The organism is Clostridium estertheticum subsp. estertheticum (assembly GCF_001877035.1).
In the GTDB taxonomy this organism is placed as follows: Bacteria; Bacillota; Clostridia; order Clostridiales; family Clostridiaceae; genus Clostridium_AD; species Clostridium_AD estertheticum.
In genome coordinates this window covers 2,576,218-2,601,703 of record NZ_CP015756.1, presented here as the reverse complement: position 1 = coordinate 2,601,703, position 25,486 = coordinate 2,576,218, and the positions used below count along the sequence as shown (strand labels likewise).

Sequence of the window (25,486 nt, the reverse complement as noted above, 5' to 3'; positions counted from 1 at the left end):
GATATAATGTTAATGTATTTGATAAATAAAAGATTAGAGGTGTTATCATGACTAATGATGAAATGTATAAACGAATAATTGCTATGACTAGTATTAAAACTGCAAAAAGTTTTATTAAAACTTATGATATAAGTAAAAGCGATTTAAGCAAGCTTTGTAAAAAATTCAATATATTTATAGACGGGAAAGCTACTAAGGATGATATGATCGATAGATTTTTAGGTGAGACATTGGGTAAAAAACTAAAAAATAAGGTGATTAACAAGTACAATATTAGATAAGTTTTTCAAATATGTAATTAATGAATAGGATAAGTGTATAAATAACTTTATTTAATAAAACAATACCTATGAGGTGAAGTTAATGAAGTTATTTATACCAGATATTGCCTATATGGACCCCAAATTGTTAAAATATGAGGAATCAAAAGGAACAATAAAATATCTAGAAGAATTAAAGGTACCTATAGTTAATTCAAAAAAAGTTGTAATAGACTCTGGGTCTCCCGAGAGAAACTATGCAGCTGCTAAAAAGACTGTTCTTTTTACAACAAATGGTCAAAAAAAATTAATGAGTTGTAAACCCTCCGCAGATTACCAATTTTCACTTTCGAGTTCATGCCCTGCAAATTGTGAATATTGTTATCTGCAAACTACTCAAGGTGAGAAGCCTTTCATGAAAATATTCTTAAATATTGAAGAAATTTTAGAAAATATACAAACGTATATAGATGCTAACTTGCCAAGTATTACTTCTTTTGAATGTGCAAGTATAACTGATCCAATTGCACTTGAGCATCTAAGTGGAAACTTAAAAAAATGCATAGAGTTTTTTGGGAGGAGTGAGAAGGGAAGGCTTAGACTTGTAACAAAGTTTGATGATGTTGATCCATTTTTAAAACTGAAACACAATAAACACACAAAATTTAGATTTACTTTAAACACGCCTTATGTAATAGATAATTTCGAACATAATACTTCGACATTTAAAGAGCGAATAGGAGCAGTTAAAAAAATAGCTTCCGCTGGGTACCCAATAGGATTTATAATTGCACCTATTATGATATATGATAATTGGAGGTCAGAGTATAAGGAACTATTTAAAACGTTAAAAATAGCTCTTGCGGATTACAAAGAGGAAGTAAGTTTTGAACTTATTCAACATAGATTTACAAAGGCTGCAAAGGAACTTATAGTGCAGAGATTTAAAAATACTAAGCTTGATCTGGATGAAGAAAAAAGGTTATTAAAATGGGGACCATATGGAAAATTCAAGTATGTATATAAGAAACCAGATAGTGAGGATATAAAGAATTATATCTCAGAACAGATAAACATTAATTTTGATTTGGCAATAATTGAATATTTCACTTAATAATTAAAATATTTTAGTGAATTAAATAATCATCATGAAGGTTTAGGTCTTCATGATGATTTATTTTTTAATATTCATGTAGCTTATAATGATAATTTTAAAGGCAATTTTGATATTCCATCTTTCACAAGTTCTAAAAACTTTTCTCTAGGCATATAAACGGCGCCTAAACTTTCGAGATGATTTGTATGAACCTGACAATCAATTAAAGAAAATCCCTTGTTTTCTAATACTCTCCCAAATGTAATAAAGGCAACTTTAGATGCATTATCCATAGTAGAAAACATTGATTCACCAAAAAAACATTTTCCTATGCTTATGCCATATAGTCCACCAACTAATTCATCATTGAACCAAGTTTCTACGCTGTGGGCATAGCCAAGTGCGTGGAGTTTGCAGTAAGCTTCAATCATTTCATTTGTAATCCATGTGCCAGCCTCACGCCTGAGATTTGAACAATTAGATATAACATCTCTAAAGTGAGTATCAAAGGTAACTTTATATATATTCTTTTTAAGTATTTTTTTCATAGAGTGAGAGATTCTTATATCTTTTGGGTAAACAATAAATCTTGGATCCGGTGACCACCAAAGTATTGGTTCATCATCCGAGTACCAGGGGAATATTCCATTAGAATATGCAAGTAATAATCTCTCTTGCGATAAATCTCCATCAATGGCGAGTAACCCATCATCATCTGAAAGAGATGGGTGAGGGAATATTAATTCATTTGATAATCTATAAACTGTCATAATAACTCCTTTCAGTATATAACTTATAAACATTATTATATACTACCTAAATCAATCTTACATGCTTTTACATTAATAGACACAAACATTTGATTAAAAAGAAAGTTATGGAGCATCATAAAATAGAGGAAAACTAAAATAAATATTGAAGTAGTATAGTGATTGAGGTAACATAAATATATAATCAAATGAAAAAGTATAGTAAATTATTGAGAGGATGTTTTTATATGAAGTTGTCTTATAAGGAAAGAATAAATAATGTGAAACCAGTAGTTGTTGTGAGTAGATGTTTAGGTTTTGAAGCATGCAGATATAATGGTCAGATGGACGGTTGCAATTTAGTAGATAAATTAAATGATTATGTTGAGTTTATAACAGTTTGCCCTGAGGTCCAAATAGGACTAGATACACCTAGGGAGGCTATAAGGATTGTTAAAGAAGATGAACTATCACCTGCTAAATTAGTGCAACATGTTACTGAGAGGGAATTAAGCACGGAGATGTTTGAATTTGGAGAGGAATTTCTAAAAGGTCTTCCCAAAGTCGATGGCTTTTTACTGAAAAGTAAATCCCCATCTTGCGGCATAAAGGAGGTTAAAATTTATAAAAGTGCACAAAAGGGTTCATCATCGGTTAAAGGAAAAGGATTATTTGGTGAACTTGTAATAAATAAATTCCCTAGTGCAGCCATCGAGGATGATGGAAGGGTTAAAAACTATAATATAAGGCAGCATTTTTTAACAAAATTATATATTATGAAGAATTTTAGAGTTATAGAAGAAAGTATGCTTATAGAAGATCTAGTTGAGTTTCATAGTACAAATAAGCTTCTACTTATGTCGTACAACCAAAAGCAACTGAAAATACTCGGGAGAATTATAGGTAGCCATGGGGAATTAAGCGCAAAGCAAGTTTATGAAGAATATGCAATAAACCTTAATCTTGCCCTTAATAAGTTACCAAGATATACATCTAATATAAATGTGCTTATAAAATCTATGGGCTATTTCTCAGATAAGTTAACGCATAGAGAAAAAGAATTTATTTTAAATACAATAGAACAATACAGAGAAAGTAAGGTACCCTTTAGTGTTCCACTTTATGTTATAAAATCAAATGCTATACGTTTTGAAGAGAAAAATCTTATTAATCAAACTTTCTTTGAACCTTATCCGCTTCAATTAGATAATGTTACTGATTCTGGAAAAGGTCTAGATAAATAATAAGACAAATATAATTTTATGTATAAATGTGATATATTTTTAATTTATTGAATGAATAATCCTTTGTTTGGACATAATTCCAAATAAGGAGGGGAATTATGAAAAATAAAAAAATTTTATATTCACTTTTAACAATAATCTTAATAGCTTTTGTTTGTGCCAATTATTCTCTAATACATTATATGAATAAAAATGATTTAAAACTTGAAGCTTGTGGCAATTTACCATATTTAAGATTTACATCAAAAGCCATTGAAAACGGTAATTCATTACAAACATCTGTAACCACTAATTTGGCTAGAGTATCAACAGACACAAAATTCATTTTCAAGATTAAATATAAAGATAATGTAGTGAGAAATATGGTGCTTGAAAAGTATTTTAATAGTTCGAAAGTATTAATTAGAAAAAATAAAGAAGAACTTAATGAATATTTTAAAAATCAAGGTTACACAGTTTTTAATATGAGTACTGATGAAGTTGTTTTTGTTAATAATAGCAACAGGTATAGTTATAAAGCTAATAGATATTTTTTAGGTGTGTATAGCGACATGGTAACAATATATAAAACAGATGAAAATGGAAACATAGCAGCAAGTAAACTATTTAATGCTAACGTTTATTCAGCAGATGGTAAACAGCAAAAATATGATTTTGAAGCTATAGACAAAGGTGAATTACAACATATTAAAATTATCGACCTGAAAGAAAAAGATGGATTAGTGGAAGACCTTATTCATGGCAGAAAATATAGCAAAGATGATGATACTAAAAAAGATATGGAAGATAGCGAAGAATGCGAAAAAGGAGAATTCAAATCTCCAGCAAAGGCTTTTGATTATGCTATGGGTCTTTTAAAGTCATGATGAATTAATTAAGATAATAAAATATGTACTATGTCATTAGGAACATATTTTCTAAAAGGATAAAACTTTAAGAAATGTATTTTTCTAATAAAAAAGCCTTAAGAATTATAATTCTTAAGGCTTTTTACCATATTTTTTTATTTTCATGTATCTTATTTATTGAATTAATAACGTTTAGGTGGTAAAGTAATATATGTTGCTATAAAAATAGAAGGATAACAATTAATAATTAGTATCCTAAAGGAAACAGCAAGGAGGAAGTATTATGTTCGAATATATAAAAGGCATTTTTGTAGGTTTTAATAAAGACTATATTATACTGGACAATAACGGTATGGGTTATAGAATATATACTTCTGGAAGTACTATGGCTAAGATGCCTAAAACAAATGAAACGGTATTATTATATATAAAACAAATTGTTAGAGAAGATTTTATTGGTTTGTATGGGTTTCTAACAAAAGATGAGATAGAGATGTTTAGCCTTGTAATTAGTATAAACGGAGTTGGGTCAAAAGCTGGTTTATCATTACTTTCTATTTGCAGTGTAACGAATTTAAAATATGCTATTGTATCAGGTGATGAAAAAACTCTAATCCGGGCACCAGGTATAGGCAAAAAAATTGCTCAAAGGATAATTTTGGAACTTAGAGAAAAGATACATCTTGAGCAGTCTACCACTCAAGACCTATCTCGAAATTCAGGAATGAATTTAATAGAGGATAGAAAACTTATGGAGGTTTTGGGTGCTCTTATTTCACTAGGATATTCTGAAAAAGAATCGGAAAAGGCAATGAGTGCTGTAAGTCATGAACAATCACTTGAAAATATAATTAAAGATTGTTTGAAATATTTAATGAACTAAGGTGGGAATATACTATGGATGATACTGAGGAAAGAATTATTACTTCGTCTATCACGAAGGAAGATGTGGATGCTGAGTATTCTCTAAGACCCCAAAAGCTTGGAGAATATATTGGTCAATCCAAAATAAAAGAAAAATTAAGTATATTTATTAAAGCGGCTCAAAATAGAGATGAAGCTCTTGATCACGTGCTTTTATATGGACCGCCAGGCCTTGGTAAGACAACTCTTGCGAATATTATTGCGAAGGAAATGAAAGGCAATTTAAAAGTAACTTCTGGACCAGCAATAGAAAGAGCTGGGGATTTAGCAGCTATTTTAACTAGCCTTAGTGACTATGATGTGCTTTTTATTGATGAAATACATAGACTTAACAGATCTGTAGAAGAAATTTTATATCCTGCTATGGAAGATTATGCACTTGATATTGTTATAGGAAAAGGAGCATCTGCAAAATCCATAAGACTAGATCTTCCAAGATTCACACTTATTGGTGCAACAACTAGGATTGGGTTATTAACTGCCCCGCTTCGTGATAGATTTGGAGTGCTAAGTGCTATGGAATATTATTCCGAAGGCGAATTAAAAGAAATAGTAATACGTTCAGCAGCTATTTTGAAAGTGGATATTACGAGTGATGCTGCGGTGGAAATTGCAAGACGTTCAAGGGGGACTCCAAGAATTGCAAATCGTTTGCTTAAAAGGGTAAGGGATTATTGTGATGTTAAGGGAAATGGAATTATAGATTTGAATATAGCAAAATCTGCATCAGAGCTACTTGAAATAGACGACGAAGGTTTTGATAGGATAGATAACAAAATGCTTGAAGCTATTATAGATAATTTTAATGGTGGACCAGTTGGTATTGAAACATTATCATATTTTGTAGGAGAAGAGATAGGTACACTTGAAGATGTTTATGAACCATATTTAATTCAAAAGGGATTTATAATAAGAACACCAAGGGGACGAGTAGCTTCTAAAAAAGCGTATCAACATTTAAATAGACCACAAAGGGCATAGAAAGCAAAGAAACTTAAATAATTCATAATATAATTATGATAGACATAAATTTAAATAATTTTTCCATAAAGAAAGGGTGTAATATTTTGAAAGTAAAGGATTTTTATTTTGATTTACCAAAGGAACTTATAGCGCAACATCCACTTGAAAAAAGGGATGAGTCAAGGCTTATGGTAATCAATAAAACTAAAAAGGAAATAGAACATAAACATTTTAAAAACATAATAGATTATTTGAATCCAGGTGATTGTTTAGTATTGAATGATACTAGAGTATTGCCAGCAAGGCTGCTTGGTTTTAAAGAGGGAACCGGTGGTAAGATGGAATTCTTGCTTCTTAAAAGAATAGATATTAACAAGTGGGAAACTTTAGTTAAGCCTGGCAAAAAAGCAAAGATAGGAGCAACCTTTATTTTTGGTAATGGTGAGCTTAAAGCAACTGTTATTAGTGATTCGGAGGGTGGAAGCAGAATCGTTGAATTTGAATATGATGGAATCTTTGAAGAAATTTTAGATAAACTTGGAGAGATGCCACTTCCTCCTTATATTACTGAAAAATTAGAAGATAAAGAAAGATATCAGACTGTATACTCGAGAGAGGAAGGGTCAGCTGCAGCACCAACTGCTGGACTTCATTTTACAAAGCAGCTACTTGCTCAAATCAAGGCTAAAGGTGTTGAAATCGCTTTTGTAACATTACATGTAGGTCTAGGTACTTTTAGACCTGTAAAAGCAGAAGAAGTCGAAGAACATGAAATGCATTCAGAACATTATATGTTAAATAGTGAAACAGCACAGTTAATAAATGAAACAAAGGAAAATGGCGGAAGAGTAATTGCGGTAGGTACAACTTCTAACAGAACACTTGAAAGTATAGCAGATGATAATGGAAGAGTATGTGCGAAATCTGGATGGACAGACATTTTTATATATCCAGGATACAAGTTTAAAATTGTTGATGCATTAATAACTAATTTTCATTTGCCAGAATCTACACTAATAATGTTGGTTAGCGCTTTTGCAGATAAAGATTTAATTATGGGAGCATATGAAGTAGCGGTTAAAGAAAAATATAGATTCTTCAGTTTTGGAGATGCAATGTTTTTATATTAAAAAGTATTAGTAAAGAAAGAGCTAACTCGTAATTATTGTATAGAAAGTAGGTTGATTATGTATAAATTACTTAAAAAAAGTGGTAAAGTAAGACGTGGTGAATTTACAACACCTCATGGCACTATTCAAACACCTGTATTTATGAATGTAGGTACACTAGCCGTAATTAAAGGTGCCGTATCCACTATGGATTTAAAAGAAATTAACTGCCAAGTAGAATTGTCTAACACTTATCATTTACACTTAAGACCAACAGATACGGTTGTGCGTAAAATGGGAGGACTTCATAAATTTATGAATTGGGATAGGCCTATACTTACAGATTCAGGTGGTTTCCAAGTGTTTTCTTTATCAAAAATGAGAAAGATTAAAGAAGAAGGCGTTTACTTTAATTCTCATATTGATGGAAAAAAAATATTCATGGGTCCAGAAGAGAGCATGCAAATACAAAGCAATTTAGCATCTACTATTGCTATGGCATTTGATGAATGTATACCCAATCCTTCTACCAAAGAATATGTTGTAGATTCAGTAGCAAGAACTACAAGGTGGCTCGAGCGGTGTAAGATTGAAATGGATAGATTAAATTCTTTAAGTGACACTATAAATAACAAACAAATGCTATTTGGTATAAATCAAGGTGGAACATATGAGGATATTAGAATAGAGCATGCTAAAACAATTAGTAAAATGGACCTTGATGGCTATGCTATTGGTGGCCTTGCGGTTGGAGAATCCCACGAAGAAATGTATAGAATTATTGATGCAGTTGTTCCGCATTTGCCACAGGATAAGCCGATATATCTTATGGGGGTTGGTTATCCAAGTAATATATTAGAGGCTGTATCAAGGGGAGTGGACTTCTTTGATTGCGTATTGCCAGCAAGAAACGGAAGACATGGGAATGTTTTTACGAAAGATGGTAGAATAAATATGTTTAATGCTAAATTTGAGCTAGATGCTGGTCCAATTGATGAGGGATGTAATTGTCCAACATGCAAACATTATACTAGAGCTTATATAAGGCATTTATTTAAAGCAAAGGAAATGCTCGCAATGAGACTTTGTGTACTTCATAATTTATATTTTTATAATAAACTTATGGAAGATATTAGAGATGCTATTGATAATGATTGCTTTGAAGAATTTAAGGCTGAAAAACTTGCTCAATGGAATGAAGGAAAATAATTATTTGCTATAATATGATTAGCCTATAAGATATATCTTTATAGGAAAATTATTTTATTATAAGTTAGAGAAAAAATTATTGAAAGGAGGAGAAAATAGATGGGACAATTAGGAAGTGTGTTTACAATGGTATTAATGCTAGCAGTATTTTATCTAGTAATATTTATACCAGAAAACAAAAGAAAGAAAAAATATGCTGCACTTTTAAACAACTTAAAAGTAAATGATGAAGTACTTACTAAAGGTGGTGTGATGGGGAAAATCATCAACATCCAAGATGAGTATATTATACTTGAAAGTGGTCCAGACAGAACTAGAATTAAATTAGCAAAAAGTGGAATTGGAACTGTTATAAACTTAAATACTAATGAAGCAGTAGAGAAAAAATAGTGAATTATGTAATAAAACCCCTTTTCAAATCATAATTAATATTATAGACTTTAATAAAAAGAATGTTTATTTATTGGAATTTATAGAAAAGGGGGGATTTACATGGAAAATAAAAAAAAGTATTCTTACGCTGGAGAAGGAGTTTTTAGGGCTTCAATTTTAACCCTAATTATATTAGTTATTTATTCTATAGTAACAACTGTTTTGCCAGCTAGCATGAAGGTTACATCCGTTTTTTATATTGTAATAACACTCGTGAGTGTACTTTATGGATCTATATTCGCTGCGAAAAAAGCAGGGGAAAAAGGTTGGCTAATGGGTATTATGGTTGCTGCGACTTACATGTTAATTTTGTACTTAGTTAAAGTATTTGGTGGTGGAAGTGCTGCTATTGGGATGCGCGAAATAGTAAGAACGTCACTCGCTTTAGGTATAGGTACCTTATCAGGAATGCTTGGAATAAATTTATAAAATTACTTTATTTAGCTAGAATATTATGATATGATGTACAGGTCAACTTTATGATATGGAGGAATAAAAAAATGAAACATATAAAAACTATAAATGCAGCAACAATCAAAGAAAGTTTAAAAAAACCAGGATGCAAGGAATGTGCTAATTCATGTCAGTCAGCATGTAAAACTTCTTGTACAGTAGCTAACTTAGCTTGTGAAAACTAATAATGTTAACGGGGGCAGTAACTTAGGGTTACTGCTTTAAATTTAGTTAGGAGGAAGAAAATTGTCACTTATTCATAAATTTATCCAAGATAATGAACACTATGTAATTGATGTAAATTCTGGAGCACTACATATGGTAGATGAAATAGTTTATGATCTTTTAGATGAAAATGAACTTAGAAAAAAAGAAGATTTAATAGAAGATTTTAAGAATAAATATTCAATAGAAGATATTAGCGAAGTATATGACGAAATTCAAAGCTTAATTCAAGAAGAAACTTTGTACACAGGAGATTTATACAAATCAATTGCATTAAGTGGTGCAAAAGAGGAGCCATATATAAAGGCACTGTGTCTAAATATAATTCATGATTGTAACTTAAGATGTAAGTACTGTTTTGCTGACGAGGGTGAGTACCATGGCGCTAGAAAAGCAATGTCAGTAGAAGTTGGAAAGAAATCTATAGATTTTGTTTTAGAGAAATCTGGACCTAGAAAAAATATTGAGATAGATTTATTTGGTGGAGAACCACTTATGGCTTTTGAAATGATAAAAGAAATAGTTGAATATGCTAGGGTTCAGGAGAAAATTTATAAAAAATCCATAAGATTTACTATGACTACTAATGCCACATTGTTTAATGATGAGATCATGAAATATATGGATGAAAACATGGGTAATATAGTACTTAGCATAGATGGCAGAAAAACTGTTAATGATAAGGTTAGAGTAAAGGTAGATGGAAGTGGTTCGTATGATAATATTCTTCCTAAAATTAAAAAAATGGTTGATATGAGAGATAAATCAAAACAGTATTATGTTAGGGGAACATTCACTAGAGATAATACTGACTTTTTTGAAGATATAAAGCATATGGCTGATTTAGGATTTGAAGAGATATCTATAGAGCCAGTAGTACTTCCACCTGAGCATAAACTTTCACTTAGAGAGGAAGATTTACCAGTAATATTTGAGCAATATGATAAATTATATACAGATATGCTCAAGAGATATAAGGATGGGACAAGCTTTAAATTTTATCACTTTAATATTGATTTGAAGGGTGGACCTTGTGTATATAAGAGAATAGCAGGATGTGGAGCTGGACATGAATATGTAGCGATTACACCAGACGGTGATATATACCCTTGTCATCAATTTGTTGGTAATAAAGATTTCCTAATAGGAGATATATATACTGGGATTACTAATAAAAAGATGGTTAAAGAATTTAAAGAAGCTCATATTTATAATAAACCTGCCTGCACTGAGTGCTGGGCTAAATTTTATTGTAGTGGTGGATGTCAGGCAAATAACTTTAATTTCAATGGAGATATGCATATACCATATGAAATTGGATGCAAGATGCAAAAAAAGAGGATAGAATGTGCTATAGCTTTAAAAGCACAAACTATGAATAAGTAAATTATATTTAGGTAAGATTGACTAAATTTGTTAATCATAATATAATTGCAGTTATGAGTAAACAGTGAGGGGGATAAACATGAAAAAGAAGAAAAGTACGATACTGTTTCTAATCAGTGTTTGTGTTGTTGGATTATTAGCATTTACAGGATTTCACGGATTTACAATAGGAGACTATAGGGTTAAACCATTTACTCAAACAATAAACAAAGGGTTAGACATACAAGGTGGAATTTCAGTATTAGAAGAAGTTAAAGGTGGAGCAGTTGATGCAAAAACTTTAGACAGGGCTATTGAACTTATTTCTATGAGAGTTAACAAAATGGGAATAAGTGAAACATTAGTTGCCAAAGAAGGTCTTAATAGAATTAGAATCGAAATACCAGGTAAATTTGATTCTAAGGAAATTCTTGATACGGTTGCTAAATCAGGAGAACTTAAATTTGTTGGTCCTGATAAAGCAACAATTCTTACTGGTAAAGATGTAAAAGATGCCACTGCAGCATACGGTCAAGATAATAAACCTGTTATAAATCTTGTACTTCATGACTCAGGAAGGACAAAGTTTGCAGTAGCAACTCAGAAATTTATAGGACAAGTAATTACTGTTTACATGGATGCAGATGTATTAACTGCTCCTAATGTAAAAGTAGCTATTACCGATGGTAGGGCCGAAATTAGTGGGTTTGCAACATTAGCAGAAGCTACAACAAAATCACAAATTATTAAATCAGGAGCATTGCCTGTATCTTTAAAAGCTGTTTCAGTTAAAACAGTTGGAGCTACTTTAGGAGAAGCAGCAATGGCACAAAGTATGAAGGCGGGAGTCGTAGCAATATTACTTGTATTCCTATTTATGCTTTTATATTATAGGGCACCAGGGGTTATTGCAGATATATCTTTATTGTTATATGTTGTTTTGGTTCTCGGAGCATTCTCAGCTATGAATGCTACTTTAACACTTTCAGGTATTGCTGGATTCCTACTTACGATTGGTATGGCAGTAGATGCTAATGTGTTAATATTCGAGAGAATGAGAGAAGAACTTAAAACTGGAAAATCAATAAAATCTTCAGTACATGCTGGTTTCCATAGAGCACTTCCATCAATATTAGATTCAAATATAACAACTATAGTTGCGGGTTTAGTTCTTTATATGATGGGAACGGGTTCGGTTAAAGGTTTTGCACTAACACTAGTAGTTGGTACAATTATAAGTATATTTACAGCACTTACATGTACTAAATTTTTATTGAAATTAGCAGTTGAAATGGGACTAATAAGTAAAACATCTCATTTTGGCGTAAAGAGGGGGTAAACATATGCTAAAGATAGTTGAAAAGACTAAATTATGGTTTTCTATATCTCTAATTATAATTGTAATAGGAATGGGGGTCATAGCAACTAAAGGTCTAAACTTAGGTATAGATTTTAAAGGTGGTACAGCAATTACTGTAAATATGAATCAAAAATTTGATAAGTCAGATGTAGATAAAATAATTGATAAACATGCAAAGGGTGAATATTTATCCAAAACGATAAATGATGCTAAAGAGATCGAAATAACTGTAAAAAGCGATGCTCTTTCAGCTGATGAAACAGCAACCATGTTAAAAGAAATTAAGACACAATTTAAATCTAGTACTTTAGTTTCAGAAGATACAATTGGTGCATCTATTGGTTCTGAATTAAAGACAAAAGCAGTGGGTGCTTTAATTGTTGCTATGCTTTTCATGTTAGTTTATGTTGGTTTTAGATTTGAATTTAAATTTGCAGCTTCTGCAATACTTGCATTGCTACATGATATATTAATTACTATTACAGTATATGCAGTATTTCAAATAGCGGTAAATGCAACATTTATAGCGGCTATTCTTACTGTAGTTGGTTATTCTATTAATGATACTATTGTTATATTTGATAGAATAAGAGAAAATCAGAGAATTATGAGAAAAGCAACTATAGTAGAAATTACTAATACCAGTGTTACACAAACAATGGCTAGATCAATAAATACAGTTCTTACAGTTTTAATTTGTATATTTTCGGTATGGATATTCGTACCAGCGTTAAGAGATCTTAGTGGTCCACTGTTAATTGGTATAGGAGTTGGATGTTATTCTTCAATCTTTATAGCAAGTCCTATGTGGGCATTTCTTAAGAAAAGAACTAAGAAAGTAACTGCATAATCGCAATTAATAGTTCGATTCAAACAATTAAAAACAAAGGACAGAGAAGTATGATGTATTAATTACTTCTTTGTTTTTTTTATTTTACATAATAGAAAACTATAACTATATATTTTCTATTAATATCGAGGAGTTTTTATGGTGGATTTTTTTAAAGACATACAAAAGAATAATAATGATTTTATAGAATATAACATGTATAATCCATTTTTATTAAAGGGAATGGAGGATGCATTAAAAAGGATTATAAAAGCGATAAATTATAGAGAAAAAATTGTCTTATATGGATTTTACGATGTGGATAGTATTACTGCAATATCTTTGTTGATGTTAGTTTTAAAGTTTGTAAATGCTGATGTTGAGTATTTTATACCTGGTGAACTTAGTGAAAATCGCGATTTAGTTGAAAAAGATATTACTGGTCATATAAAATATTTAGGGCCTGGACTTATAATAACGTTAGGTTGTGGTACTAATTCTTTTAGTGAAGTAGAACTATGTAAAAGTATTGGGATAGATGTTATAATTACTGATTTTCACAAACCGATTAAACACGTCCCACACACTATAGTTGTCAATCCAAAGCAAAAGGGATGCAATTACCCATTTAAGGAATTATGCACCTGTGGGATGACGTTTAAACTGGCTCAAGCGATTTCAACTTACTACAAGATGAAATCTGTAAACAAATATATGGATTTGGTAATGATAGGTACTATATATAGCAAGAAAAAGATTGAAAGTGAAAATAAAATAATAGTCGAAGAAGGTATTAAGCAATTAAATTGTACAACTAATTATGGGATTTGTGCGTTGATAAAAATACATAATATTAATATTATTAATGAGTCAACAGTTCTAAAATTAGCATCCACGGTAAAACCAACAATTAATCCTGTTGGAAAAATGGATAATGCTAAAATTGTTGTCGAGTTATTTATAACAACAGAGAAAAATAGGGCACTACAAATATCAAAATATTTAGATAAGGAACTTGAAAATAGTATATAATGTTTAGTATATGGCAAGAGTGAAGATAATGTATTATTTAATTTAGGGGGATAACAATGGAACTTAAAAATAGCATTAGAGTAATAGAAAACTTTCCCAAGGAAGGTATTAGTTTTAAAGATATAACTACCATATTACAAGATGGAAAGGTTCTTAAGCAGACAATAGATGATATCGTTGAATATTTAAGAGATAAGCAAATAGATGTTATAGTGGGACCAGAGGCAAGAGGCTTTTTATTTGGGGTACCTGTAGCCTATGCTCTTGGAGCAGGATTTGTACCAGTTAGAAAACCTGGTAAGTTACCTTATGAAACGCTGCAAATTGAGTACGAACTTGAATATGGAACTGATAAACTTGAAATACATAAGGATGCAATAAAGCCTGGACAAAGAGTAGTTATTGTAGACGATTTACTTGCTACTGGTGGAACAGTTGCAGCGGTAACAAAACTTATAGAACAAATGGGTGGAGATGTTATTTCTTTAAACTTTGTAATAGAACTTACAGATCTTCATGGGAAAGAGAAACTTAAGGATTATGATATAATGTCTCTTGTAAAATATAATAGTTAGTCTAGGTTATTTAGTGAATAAATTAAAATTGCATAATTCTACAAATTACTATATAATGTTAGTAAAAAGTATTGGCTGGTTATTTAACCAGCCTTTGATTTTAGGAGTGTATAAGCATGTTAGAAAAATTATTATCTAAGATTGAAAATAATTGTAATAATGTAGACAAAGACCTTATTATTAAAGCATTTAATTTTTCTTATGCTGCACATAAAGAGCAAAAGAGAGAATCTGGTGAACCATATATAGTTCATCCAGTAGAAGTAGCATGTATTTTAGCAGAAATGGGACTTGATGCTAGTACAATTGTTGCTGGCTTACTTCATGATGTAATTGAGGATACAGTATATACTTTTGAAGATGTAAGCAGAGAATTTAATATAGAAGTAGCAAATTTAGTGGAAGGCGTTACTAAGCTTGGTCTCATAAAATATAAGACTAAGGAAGAGGAACAAGCTGATAATGTTCGTAAAATGTTACTTGCTATGGCAAAAGATATTAGAGTTATTCTTATTAAGCTTGCAGATAGACTTCATAATATGCGAACGCTTAAATATATGCCGATTGCAAAACAAAAACAAAAGGCAAAAGAAACTTTGGATATCTATGCTCCGCTGGCACATAGGCTTGGAATGTCTAAAATAAAATGGGAACTTGAGGATTTATCACTTAGGTATTTAAACCCAAATGAATATTATAATCTAGTAAGAAAAATTGCTGAAAAACGAGTTGAGCGTGAAGATAACATTAACAATATAATGGAGGAATTAAAATATAACTTAAATATTGTTGGAATAGAAGCTGAACTTGATGGTAGACCAAAGCATTTTTACAGTATATACAGAAAGATGGTTACCCAAAATAAAACTATAGATCAAGTTTTTGATTTGACTGCCGTTAGAATTTTAGTTAATGATATTGGTAATTGCTATGCTGCTTTAGGGATAGTACATACAGTTTATAAACCAATTCCAGGAAGATTTAAAGATTATATTGCTATGCCAAAACCTAATATGTATCAGTCACTTCATTCAACAGTAATAGGACCACATGGGAAACCTTTTGAAATACAGATTAGAACCTATGAGATGCACAAAACTGCAGAGTATGGTATTGCAGCTCATTGGAAATATAAAGAGGGTACAGATCAAAGTGATGATAAAAATCTTGATTCTAAACTTTCATGGCTAAAGGATATTCTTGAATGGCAAGGAGAAACTTTTGATGCAGAAGAATTTATGGAAGGTTTTAAAATTGATTTATTCTCAGATGAAGTTTTCGTATTTACGCCTAAAGGTGAGGTTATTAACTTACCTTTAGATGCAACTCCAATTGATTTTGCATATAGAATACATACAGATATTGGAAATAAATGTATGGGTGCAAAAGTAAATGGAAGAATGGTGCCACTTGAATATCACTTAAAAACTGGAGAAATAGTTGAAGTTATAACTTCACCTACGGCTAAGGGGCCTAACATTGATTGGCTAAATATTACAAAAAGTAATCAAGCTAAGAGTAAAATCAAGGCCTGGTTTAAAAAGTCCAAAAGAGAAGAAAGCATTGAAAAAGGTAAAGAATTATTAGAACGTGAATCCAAAAGACAAGAATATAATTTTGGAGTGATTGCTAAGGGTGAAGCAATAGAAAAAATATATAAAAAATATAACTTTAGAAGTTTAGATGATTTATTTGCATATGTTGGAGTGGGAGATATTATGCCTTCAACTGTAGTTAATAGATTGAAAGAAGTTTATGAGAATAAAAATAAACAAGAAAACATGACGGTTGAGGATATTGAGGAAAAGATAACTAAGACTATAGGCAAAGATGATAAAAAGAAATTGGATTATTCAGGGTTAATAGTTAAAGGTGAAGGAAATCTACTTGTACGTTTCGCTAAATGCTGTAACCCAGTTCCAGGAGACGAAATAATAGGTTATATAACAATGGGTCGTGGAGTTTCTGTTCATAGACGTGATTGTAAAAACGCTAAATCCCTAATGAATAATGATGCAAATAAGGTGGTTGAAGTAAGCTGGGGAGTTTCAGAGGGGAAAGGCTATATTACCGAAATTCAAATTAAAGCAGATGACAAATATGGTCTATTATCTAGTATAATGGAGATAATAACGTTAACTAAAACCCAGCTTTATTCAATAAATGCAAAAACTTTAAAAAATAATGTTGCCTTAATAAATATAAAGTTAAAAGTTGCAGGAATAGATAATTTGAAAGAATTACAAAAGAAAATAGCTAAATTATCTGGTGTATTAGAAGTTTATAGGATTAAAAATTAAGAATTGTTTTATTTTATTTAGGAGATGTAGTTATGAGAGCAGTAGTTCAAAGAGTTAAATCATCAAGGGTTGAAGTGAGTGGCAAAGTAGTTAGTGAAATAGGGTTTGGTTTAAATGTTTTAGTTGGAATATGCGATGGAGATACAATAGATGATATAAAGTACTTAAAGGATAAAATTTTAAATCTTAGAATTTTTGATGAAGATGATAAAATGAACAAATCTTTAATAGATGTTGGAGGAGAACTTCTTATAGTGTCACAATTCACATTATATGGAGATTGTAGGAAAGGCAGAAGACCAAGTTTTATGAGAGCCCTTGGTGGCGAGCAATCCGAAAAATTGTATTTAGAGTTTGTAAAACAGTGTGCAGAGGTAATAGGCGAAGTTAAAACTGGAGAATTTGGGGCGGATATGCAGGTTTATATCCAAAATGATGGCCCAGTAACTCTGCTTTTAGAGAGTAAGAAAGATTTCTAGGAGGATTAGAATGGAAATTAAAAAAGTTATAGCAGGAATATATGGAGCAAATTGTTATATTGTAATGGATAAAAACACAGGTGAAGCGGTAGTGATTGATCCAGGTGGAGATGTTGATGATATTGTTAAAGTAATAAACAATATGGGTGCGAAAGTTAAGTATATACTTTTAACACATGGTCATGTAGATCATACATCGGGAGTTTGTGAACTTAAAGCAATAACAAATGCAATAGTTTGTATAAACAAAAAAGATGATGATTTAATAACTAAAGGTGAGTATTTATTTGGACCTCTTATTAAAGGTGGTGCAGATAAATTATTAAGTGATGGTGATATAATAAAAATTGAAAACATTCAAATTACTTGTGTAGATACTCCAGGGCATACACCGGGTGGCATGAGTTTTTTAACAGGCAAATGTTCGTTTACTGGGGATACACTTTTTGCAGGTTCTATAGGGAGAACAGATTTCGTAGGAGGAGACTTTAATGCTATAATTAATAGTATTAAATCAAAGCTTTTGTGCCTTTCAGGTGACACCTTGGTCTATCCTGGTCACGGACCTAGCAGTACAATAAATAAAGAAAAATTAAACAATCCATTTTTACAGGATTAATATGGTGTATAATATATTATGATATTATACACTATGTTTATTAAGGAGTTAAGATGATAAAAGTAAAATTAAGTAATGAACAATTTAATTATGATGTATTTCAAATCATAAATTTATTTTATTTTTTCCCAGATATTAAGTTCGTAGAAGAAGATTATGATTTTAATATTAATGTAGGAGAAACTGTAATAGATATACAAGGCCAGCCTGAAAGTTTTAAGTATTTTGTTAACAATGTATATAAACTTAAGGATGAAGTTAAAAAGGCTGTTTTTATATATTTTTCAAAAAACACAACTCAGGAACTTCCATGGGGTACAATAATAGGGATTAGACCTTCTAAAAAAGCTCTTGATTTGCTCGAAAGGGGAGTATCAGACGATAAAATAATCGCAGAGTTTAAAGAAAAACATGTTACAAGAGAAGATAAAGCACAACTTTGTATTGATGTCGCAAAGTTTGAGCGAAATATTGTTAATAAAGAAAAAAATAATGTAAGTATTTATATTGATATGCCGTTTTGTCCTACTAGATGTATATATTGTTCTTTTACTTCTAATCCTATAGGCAAATGCAAAAATATTGTTATGCCTTATCTTGAGGCTTTAGCCCATGAGATTAAGAGTATAGGTGAGTATATACTTGAAAAGAAGCTAAATATAGAATGTGTATATTTTGGCGGTGGTACACCTACAGCAATAAACAATGAACAATTTGAATATATAATGAATTATATATATGATGCATTTATTTTGCGAAACAATGTGCGAGAATTTACAGTGGAATGTGGAAGACCGGATAGCATAACACGTGAAAAATTAATTACTATGAAAAAATATGGAGTACATCGAATAAGTATTAACCCTCAAACAATGAATGATGATACATTGAAATTAATTGGAAGAAATCACTGCGTAGAAGATGTTTTTGAAAAGTTTGAAATGGCAAGGGAACTAGGGTTTAATAATATAAATATGGATTTGATAGTAGGTCTACCTGGAGAAAAAATTTCACATATGATTAAAACTTGTAATGAAATTTATAAGATTAAACCTGATAGTATTACAATTCATGGTATGTCTATAAAAAGAGCTTCAAGGCTTCATGAAAATATGCTTAACAATTATAGATTTGAAGTTCCAGGGCAAGAAGAATTAAATAAAATGTATGGGCTTACTGTAGAATTAACAAAAAAACTTGATATGAAACCATATTATATGTATAAGCAGAAAAATATGATAGGTAATATGGAGAATATAGGATATACAGCGATTTCTAAAGAAGGCATCTATAATATTCAAATGATTGAAGAAAAACAAACAGTCATTGCACTAGGTGCAGATGCAGTTTCTAAAGTCGTGTTTTTAGATGAAAATAGACATGAAAGGTTCGCAAACGTAAAGGATGTTCGTGAATACATAAAAAGAGTAGATGAAATGATTGATAAGAAAATTGTATTACTAAATACATTATATGCTTAAAATATAATGTATATTAAAGCGCCTAAGGGTACTGGTTTTAGTGTTAATATAATTTATAATAAGGAAGGAGAAAAATAAAATGGCAGAAGCATTAAATGGTTTAAAGAGAACCAATATGTGTGGAGATCTTAGAGAATCACACATATCAAATACAATAACAGTAATGGGTTGGGTTCAAAGAAAAAGAAATCTAGGGGGACTTGTTTTTATAGATTTAAGAGATAGAACAGGAATACTTCAATTAGTATTTGGAGAAGAAATAAATAAAGAAGCTTTTGAAAAAGCAGATAAAGTAAAACCAGAGTACTGCCTTGCTGTAACTGGTGAACTTGTTAAAAGACAATCTCCAAATGAAAATCTCCCAACAGGGCTTGTAGAGGTTAAAGGCGAGAACATAAAAATATTATCTGAATCAGAAACACCACCTATATATATAAAAGAAGGTCTAGATGCAGCAGAAAATATACGTCTAAAATACAGATACCTAGATTTAAGACGACCAGATATGCAAAAAATATTTATGATACGATCTAAAACAACTAAGGTTGTTCGTGACTTTTTAGATGAAAATGGATTCTTAGAAATAGAAACACCTATGCTTACAAAAAGTACTCCTGAGGGTGCAAGGGACTATCTAGTCCCAAGTAGAAATTACCCAGGTATGTTTTATGCACTTCCACAATCACCACAGCTATTTAAACAATTACTAATGGTTTCTGGATATGATAAATACTTTCAACTTGCAAGATGTTTTAGAGATGAAGATTTGAGAGCTAATAGACAACCAGAGTTTACACAAATTGACATAGAAATGTCGTTTGTTGAAGAAGATGATGTTATGGCTATTAACGAAGCACTAATTAAAAAAGTATTTAAGGAAGTTGTGAATGAAGATGTTAAACTTCCTATAAGGCGAATGAAGTATAAAGAAGCTATGAGTAAATATGGTTCAGATAAGCCAGATATAAGATTTGGAATGGAAATTAATGACATTACAAGCGTTGTAAAAGATTCTGAATTTGTAGTGTTTAAAAGCGCTATAGAAAATGGTGGCTCAGTAAGAGCTATAAAAGTTGAGAATGCTGCAGATATGGGAAGAAAAAAATTAGACAAATTTGGTGAGTTTGTTAAGACTTATAGAGCAAAAGGGCTTGCCTGGATTGCATGTAAAGAAGATGGGATAAAATCACCTATGGCTAAGTTCTTTAATGAACAGCAAATGCAAGAAATACTCGATAAGGTTGAGGCAAAAACTGGAGATTTAGTGCTTATTGTTGCAGATAAGGATAGTATAACACTACAAAGTTTAGGAGCCTTAAGATTACATGTAGCTAAAGAACTAGAAATTTTAAAAGATAATAAGGAATTTAATTTTGTATGGATTACAGAATTTCCTTTATTTGATTATAGCGAAGAAGAAAATAGATATATAGCAGCACATCATCCTTTCACAATGCCAATGGATGAGGATCTACAATATCTTGAATCAGATCCAGGTAGAGTTCGTGCTAAAGCATATGATATAGTCTTAAATGGAGAAGAATTAGGTGGAGGAAGTATAAGAATACATAGTTCAGAGCTTCAAGAAACTATGCTTAAGGTTTTGGGATTTACACAGGAAAAGGCATGGGAAAGATTTGGTTTCTTACTAGAAGCATTTAAATTTGGACCACCACCTCATGGCGGACTTGCTTTTGGACTTGATAGAATGATAATGTTTTTAGCAGGAACAGATAACATTAAGGATGTTATTGCTTTCCCGAAAAATCAAAATGCTTACTGTCCAATGAGTGAAGCACCAAATATGGTTGATGACAAACAGCTTAAAGAACTTGGTATTACAAAAGCTGAGGTAAAATGATAAATGATGATAAATCAATAAATGACGAATTAGTCAAAAATATTCAAGTTAGATTGAGGAAGATCGAGGGACAAGTTAAAGGTATAGAAAAGATGATAACATGTGAAGCTTGTTGCAAAGACGTATTGGTTCAAGTTGCCGCAGCAAGAGCCGCTATGAATAAAGTTGGTGGACTTGTTTTAGAAAGATATACAAAAAACTGTCTTTTACATGAGGATAATGGTAGTTATGAAGAAAAAAATGAAGAAAAAGCTAAAATTGAAGAGCTAGTCTCAACTTTTCTTATGTTTTTAAAGTAAAAATAAAGAAGTAAAATTTGATATCAAATTTTACTTCTTTATTTTTTTGAAAACAGTACTTATTGAAGCTACTAGTACTATTCCAACTGCAATTGCACCTGCACTAAATAGTGTCTCAGCGCCTTTGGTTAGAGCGACAGTAAAGTTACCTTTTACAGCTTCAAGGGTGGCATAATACATTCCACCACCGGGCACAAGGGGTATAATTGCACAGATTACAAACATAGTCACAGGATTTTTATATAATCTTGCCATTATTTCTGAATATATGCTACCAACCATTGATGCAAGAAACAATGAAAAAACTAGGGATGGTTGAAGTCTTCCAGAAATAAGATAAGTAAGCCAAGCAAGTCCACCTCCAAGTGATGCAATTATTAGGTTTTTACCACGGATGTTAAATAGTACTCCAAAACATAGAGAACTTAGAAATGCGTAAAAAGAATTAAGAATCATACAAGAGTACCTCCAAACAATAAGAACCAAATTTTGAAAATTATACTCGTGCCAGAAGATATGGCAACAGCTATAAATAAAGCCTCTATTGATCTAGATATACCAGAAACTAAATCTCCAGCAATAGTATCCCTTATTGCATTTGTAATGGCTATGCCAGGTACTAATAACATTATTGATCCTATTATTATAGTATCCATATTACCTACTAAATGAAGTGAATTAGCTATTAGCGCTATGAGTGCAGCTACAGAACCGCTAAGCGTATTTTTTAAAAAACTATTTATTTCAAATTTATCTAAAAATAAACTTAAATAATTAATAATGGCTCCGATTATAAAGGCTACAAAGAAATCTTTATAATTTCCACCAAAAAGTAACGTAAAAAATCCTGCGCAGAAAGCTGAAAAAAAAGTAGTAGTCTTTTCAGAATAAGGTTGTAAATTATTAATATATTCAATTTCTTTTTTTATATCCACTATGGATAAAGGAGCTGATACAACTTGTCTTGATAGATTATTAATCATGGAAACCTTGCGAAGATTAACTGTCCTAATGTGAATTCTTCTAATTAATGAAATGGTCTGATTTTTACTATTAGTTATAGAAATCATAATGCCTGTAGGAGTAACAAAACTCTCGGTTCGTGATACGCCGTAAGACTTACATATCATAGTTATTGTTTGCTCTACCCTATAAGTTTCCCCACCATTTTCTAAAATGATTTTACCGGCTTCAGCAGCGATTTGAATAATATCGTCAGTATACATATAATCTCCTTTCTGAATAAATTTAACTTTAGATATTATATAGTATATAATAATAAAATTGCTCTATTAGTATATACCATAAAGCTAATAAATTCTTATTAGTTAGAAAATTAAGTTATCTTATTTATTATTTTCGTAAACTTTAATATGTCACTTATGATTAAAATATGTGATTTAGGTAGCATTAATTTCTTATATTAATAATATTTTATAATAAAAACCATAAAATTTCATGAAATTAGTATCTTTTAGTTGATAATTATCGTATAAAATTTTATAATATACTTATACTATTTATTTCTGAAATTTCAGAGTATTATTTTTATTGATTTTTATAATTATTAATGGAATCATTTTATCAGATTGTTTAATTTAAAAGACGAGAGGATGGGTATGAACATGGAAGAATATTTAAAAAGCAGTGATTTAGCAATTTACGAAATAATTGAAGAAGAGGATACAAGGCAGGAGGATCATATCGAACTAATTGCTTCAGAAAATTTTGTTAGTAGAGCTGTACTTGAAGCAAATGGATCTATATTAACTAATAAATATGCAGAAGGATATCCTGGTAAAAGATATTATGGCGGTTGTGAAGTAGTTGATAAAGTAGAAGATTTAGCTCGCACACGAATTAAAGAACTTTTCGGTGCAGAACATGCCAATGTACAACCTCATTCAGGATCTCAAGCTAATATGGCTGTATATTTCTCTGTGCTTAAACCAGGAGATACAGTACTAGGTATGAATTTAAGCCATGGTGGACATTTAACTCATGGAAGTCCAGTAAATTTTTCTGGAATATTATATAATTTTGTTCCTTATGGTGTTGATTTAGAGACAGAAACAATAGATTATGAAAAAGTTAGAGCTTTGGCTAAAGAACATAATCCTAAAATGATAGTTGTTGGAGCTAGCGCTTACCCAAGAACTATAAACTTTAAATTATTTAGAGAAATATGTGATGAGGTTAATGCGTATATGTTTGTAGATATGGCACATATAGCAGGGCTTGTTGCAACAGGCGCACATGAGTCTCCAGTTCCATATGCTGATTTTGTGACTACAACAACTCATAAAACTTTGAGAGGTCCTAGAGGTGGAGTAATTTTATGCAAAGAAAAATATGCAAAACAAATAGATAAAGCTATTTTCCCAGGTATGCAAGGTGGGCCTTTAATGCATACTATAGCAGCCAAAGCTGTTTGTTTCGGTGAAGCTCTTAAGCCAGAATTTAAAGTTTACATTGAACAAGTTGTTAAAAATGCGAAATTACTCGGAAAAGAACTCCAAAAATATGGATTTAAATTAGTATCAGGTGGTACAGATAATCATCTTTTATTAATAGAATTAACAAATAAAAACATTACGGGTAAGGAAGCTGAAAAGTTATTAGATATTGTTGGGATTACAGTAAATAAAAATACTGTACCAAATGAAACTTTAAGTCCATTTGTTACAAGTGGTATAAGAATTGGTACACCAGCTGTAACTACAAGAGGATTTAAAGAAGAGGAAATGAAAATAATAGCTGAACTCATAAATGAAACTATAGAAAATAGAGAAGGAGATTTAGTGCCAATTAGAGAGAAAGTAAAAGAATTATGTAACAGATTCCCATTATATAAATAGAAAGTATAAAAATAGCAGTAACCTAATTTAAATAGGTTGCTGTTATATATTTTTGTATTGATTTTTGTTGTAATTAAAGGTATTAATATAATTAGAGGTTATTAAATATTCTAAAAAAATACAGGGGAGATGAATTATGATTGACTCACATATACATACAGAGTTTTCTGATGACTCTGAAATGAAAGTTAAGAATGCTTTGGAACAATCAAGAAAAAGTGGTATAGGTATGACTTTTACAGAGCATCTAGATTTAAAATTTCCAAAAGGTGCAGATATGGCTTTTGATATAGATAAGTATTTTAATGACTATGAGAAATATAGGAGTGAAAAGCTTATGCTTGGAATTGAAATTGGAATGCAAGAAGTTTGTTTAGAGGAAAATAGAGAAGTTGCAAGTAAATATCCTTTTGACTATATAATTGGGTCTATACATGCGGCAGGTGGGGAAGATATTTACTACCCAAAATATTATGAAGATAAGACTAAGAAAGAAGCCTTTGACAAATATTTTTTAAGTATGATTGCGAATGTGGATCAGTATGACTTCATTGATAGCTTAGGTCATATTGATTATATATCAAGATATGCAACTTATGATGATAAAGAAATATATTATAATGAGTTTGATGAATACATAAATGAGATTTTTAAAACAATAGTAAAAAATGAAAAAGTTATTGAAATTAATACTAGGCGTCTTGGAAATAAGGAAGCATATACCAATTTAATTAATATTTATAAAACATATAGGCAAGTAGGTGGAAAATATGTAACCATAGGATCAGATGCTCATAATGCAGAAGATATTGGTGCTTATTTTACTCAAGCTATTAGGCTCTGCGAAATATGCAACTTGAAACCTGTTTATTTTAAGGAAAGAAAAATGGAGTATATGATTATATAAAATAGAGAA

At 30.8% G+C, this 25,486-nt stretch carries 27 protein-coding genes; 24 read left to right on the top strand and 3 right to left on the bottom strand.

The window, feature by feature from the left end:
* Positions 1–47 precede the first annotated feature (47 nt).
* Complete coding sequence (locus A7L45_RS11960) at positions 48–281, top strand: hypothetical protein (protein ID WP_071612995.1); 234 nt, start codon at positions 48–50, stop codon at positions 279–281.
* Positions 282–363: 82 nt separating this feature from the next.
* Positions 364–1,374, top strand: a complete 1,011-nt coding sequence (gene splB, locus A7L45_RS11955) for a spore photoproduct lyase (RefSeq protein ID WP_071612994.1) — start codon at positions 364–366, stop codon at positions 1,372–1,374.
* 83 nt (positions 1,375–1,457) lie between these two features.
* Here splB and aat read toward each other — a convergent pair whose 3' ends face one another.
* Positions 1,458–2,126 carry a leucyl/phenylalanyl-tRNA--protein transferase gene (gene aat, locus A7L45_RS11950; protein ID WP_071612993.1) on the bottom strand — a complete coding sequence of 223 codons (669 nt, stop codon included), beginning with the start codon at positions 2,124–2,126 and terminating at the stop codon, positions 1,458–1,460.
* 227 nt (positions 2,127–2,353) lie between these two features.
* Here aat and A7L45_RS11945 point away from each other — a divergent pair, with 227 nt between their 5' ends.
* The 20 genes from A7L45_RS11945 to A7L45_RS11850 all read left to right on the top strand — a co-directional run bounded on the left by A7L45_RS11945 (position 2,354) and on the right by A7L45_RS11850 (position 21,712).
* A complete protein-coding gene (locus A7L45_RS11945) occupies positions 2,354–3,349 on the top strand; it encodes a YbgA family protein (protein ID WP_084647446.1) in 996 nt (331 codons plus the stop codon).
* A gap of 98 nt (positions 3,350–3,447) precedes the next feature.
* The gene (locus A7L45_RS11940) at positions 3,448–4,215 is read left to right on the top strand and encodes a hypothetical protein (protein WP_071612992.1); all 768 of its coding nucleotides are present in this window, start codon (positions 3,448–3,450) and stop codon (positions 4,213–4,215) included.
* A gap of 265 nt (positions 4,216–4,480) precedes the next feature.
* A complete protein-coding gene (gene ruvA / locus A7L45_RS11935) occupies positions 4,481–5,080 on the top strand; it encodes a Holliday junction branch migration protein RuvA (RefSeq protein ID WP_071612991.1) in 600 nt (199 codons plus the stop codon).
* Positions 5,081–5,094: 14 nt separating this feature from the next.
* Entirely contained in the window at positions 5,095–6,102 is a 1,008-nt protein-coding gene (gene ruvB, locus A7L45_RS11930) for a Holliday junction branch migration DNA helicase RuvB (protein WP_071612990.1), read from the top strand.
* 86 nt (positions 6,103–6,188) lie between these two features.
* Positions 6,189–7,214 (top strand): tRNA preQ1(34) S-adenosylmethionine ribosyltransferase-isomerase QueA, encoded by a 1,026-nt coding sequence (queA, locus tag A7L45_RS11925; protein ID WP_071612989.1) that lies wholly within the window; start codon positions 6,189–6,191, stop codon positions 7,212–7,214.
* 57 nt (positions 7,215–7,271) lie between these two features.
* On the top strand, positions 7,272–8,402 hold the full coding sequence (gene tgt / locus A7L45_RS11920; RefSeq protein ID WP_071612988.1) for a tRNA guanosine(34) transglycosylase Tgt: 1,131 nt from the start codon (positions 7,272–7,274) through the stop codon (positions 8,400–8,402).
* Positions 8,403–8,501: 99 nt separating this feature from the next.
* Positions 8,502–8,792 (top strand): preprotein translocase subunit YajC, encoded by a 291-nt coding sequence (gene yajC / locus A7L45_RS11915; protein WP_071612987.1) that lies wholly within the window; start codon positions 8,502–8,504, stop codon positions 8,790–8,792.
* Between the two features lie 102 nt (positions 8,793–8,894).
* Positions 8,895–9,263: a TIGR04086 family membrane protein gene (locus A7L45_RS11910; protein ID WP_071612986.1), complete on the top strand. Its 369-nt coding sequence runs from the start codon at positions 8,895–8,897 to the stop codon at positions 9,261–9,263.
* Between the two features lie 71 nt (positions 9,264–9,334).
* Positions 9,335–9,472: a six-cysteine ranthipeptide SCIFF gene (gene scfA / locus A7L45_RS11905; protein ID WP_071612985.1), complete on the top strand. Its 138-nt coding sequence runs from the start codon at positions 9,335–9,337 to the stop codon at positions 9,470–9,472.
* A 61-nt stretch (positions 9,473–9,533) separates the two neighbouring features.
* Entirely contained in the window at positions 9,534–10,898 is a 1,365-nt protein-coding gene (gene scfB, locus A7L45_RS11900; protein ID WP_071612984.1) for a thioether cross-link-forming SCIFF peptide maturase, read from the top strand.
* Positions 10,899–10,977: 79 nt separating this feature from the next.
* On the top strand, positions 10,978–12,216 hold the full coding sequence (gene secD / locus A7L45_RS11895; RefSeq protein WP_071612983.1) for a protein translocase subunit SecD: 1,239 nt from the start codon (positions 10,978–10,980) through the stop codon (positions 12,214–12,216).
* 4 nt (positions 12,217–12,220) lie between these two features.
* Complete coding sequence (gene secF, locus A7L45_RS11890; protein ID WP_071612982.1) at positions 12,221–13,087, top strand: protein translocase subunit SecF; 867 nt, start codon at positions 12,221–12,223, stop codon at positions 13,085–13,087.
* 195 nt (positions 13,088–13,282) lie between these two features.
* Positions 13,283–14,098: a DHH family phosphoesterase gene (locus A7L45_RS11885; RefSeq protein WP_224617053.1), complete on the top strand. Its 816-nt coding sequence runs from the start codon at positions 13,283–13,285 to the stop codon at positions 14,096–14,098.
* A 56-nt stretch (positions 14,099–14,154) separates the two neighbouring features.
* Entirely contained in the window at positions 14,155–14,673 is a 519-nt protein-coding gene (locus A7L45_RS11880; protein ID WP_071612980.1) for an adenine phosphoribosyltransferase, read from the top strand.
* Positions 14,674–14,789: 116 nt separating this feature from the next.
* Positions 14,790–16,973 carry a RelA/SpoT family protein gene (locus tag A7L45_RS11875; RefSeq protein ID WP_071612979.1) on the top strand — a complete coding sequence of 728 codons (2,184 nt, stop codon included), beginning with the start codon at positions 14,790–14,792 and terminating at the stop codon, positions 16,971–16,973.
* 32 nt (positions 16,974–17,005) lie between these two features.
* A complete protein-coding gene (gene dtd / locus A7L45_RS11870) occupies positions 17,006–17,452 on the top strand; it encodes a D-aminoacyl-tRNA deacylase (protein ID WP_071612978.1) in 447 nt (148 codons plus the stop codon).
* 10 nt (positions 17,453–17,462) lie between these two features.
* On the top strand, positions 17,463–18,071 hold the full coding sequence (locus tag A7L45_RS11865) for an MBL fold metallo-hydrolase (RefSeq protein WP_071612977.1): 609 nt from the start codon (positions 17,463–17,465) through the stop codon (positions 18,069–18,071).
* Between the two features lie 53 nt (positions 18,072–18,124).
* On the top strand, positions 18,125–19,552 hold the full coding sequence (locus tag A7L45_RS11860; protein WP_071612976.1) for a coproporphyrinogen III oxidase: 1,428 nt from the start codon (positions 18,125–18,127) through the stop codon (positions 19,550–19,552).
* A gap of 79 nt (positions 19,553–19,631) precedes the next feature.
* Positions 19,632–21,413 carry an aspartate--tRNA ligase gene (aspS, locus tag A7L45_RS11855; RefSeq protein WP_071612975.1) on the top strand — a complete coding sequence of 594 codons (1,782 nt, stop codon included), beginning with the start codon at positions 19,632–19,634 and terminating at the stop codon, positions 21,411–21,413.
* Positions 21,410–21,712, top strand: a complete 303-nt coding sequence (locus A7L45_RS11850; RefSeq protein ID WP_071612974.1) for a metal-sensitive transcriptional regulator — start codon at positions 21,410–21,412, stop codon at positions 21,710–21,712. The genes aspS and A7L45_RS11850 overlap by 4 nt, the downstream gene beginning before the upstream one ends.
* A gap of 30 nt (positions 21,713–21,742) precedes the next feature.
* On the opposite strand, the gene A7L45_RS11845 is transcribed toward A7L45_RS11850, so the two are convergent.
* A complete protein-coding gene (locus A7L45_RS11845) occupies positions 21,743–22,168 on the bottom strand; it encodes a threonine/serine exporter family protein (protein WP_071612973.1) in 426 nt (141 codons plus the stop codon).
* Positions 22,165–22,938 carry a threonine/serine exporter family protein gene (locus tag A7L45_RS11840; RefSeq protein ID WP_071612972.1) on the bottom strand — a complete coding sequence of 258 codons (774 nt, stop codon included), beginning with the start codon at positions 22,936–22,938 and terminating at the stop codon, positions 22,165–22,167. Before A7L45_RS11840 ends, A7L45_RS11845 begins: the two co-directional genes overlap by 4 nt.
* A 399-nt stretch (positions 22,939–23,337) precedes the next feature.
* Between A7L45_RS11840 and A7L45_RS11835 the strand changes: the two genes are divergently transcribed.
* Entirely contained in the window at positions 23,338–24,570 is a 1,233-nt protein-coding gene (locus tag A7L45_RS11835) for a serine hydroxymethyltransferase (RefSeq protein WP_373687531.1), read from the top strand.
* A gap of 133 nt (positions 24,571–24,703) precedes the next feature.
* Positions 24,704–25,477, top strand: a complete 774-nt coding sequence (locus tag A7L45_RS11830) for a histidinol phosphate phosphatase (protein WP_187350214.1) — start codon at positions 24,704–24,706, stop codon at positions 25,475–25,477.
* Positions 25,478–25,486: the final 9 nt, after the last annotated feature.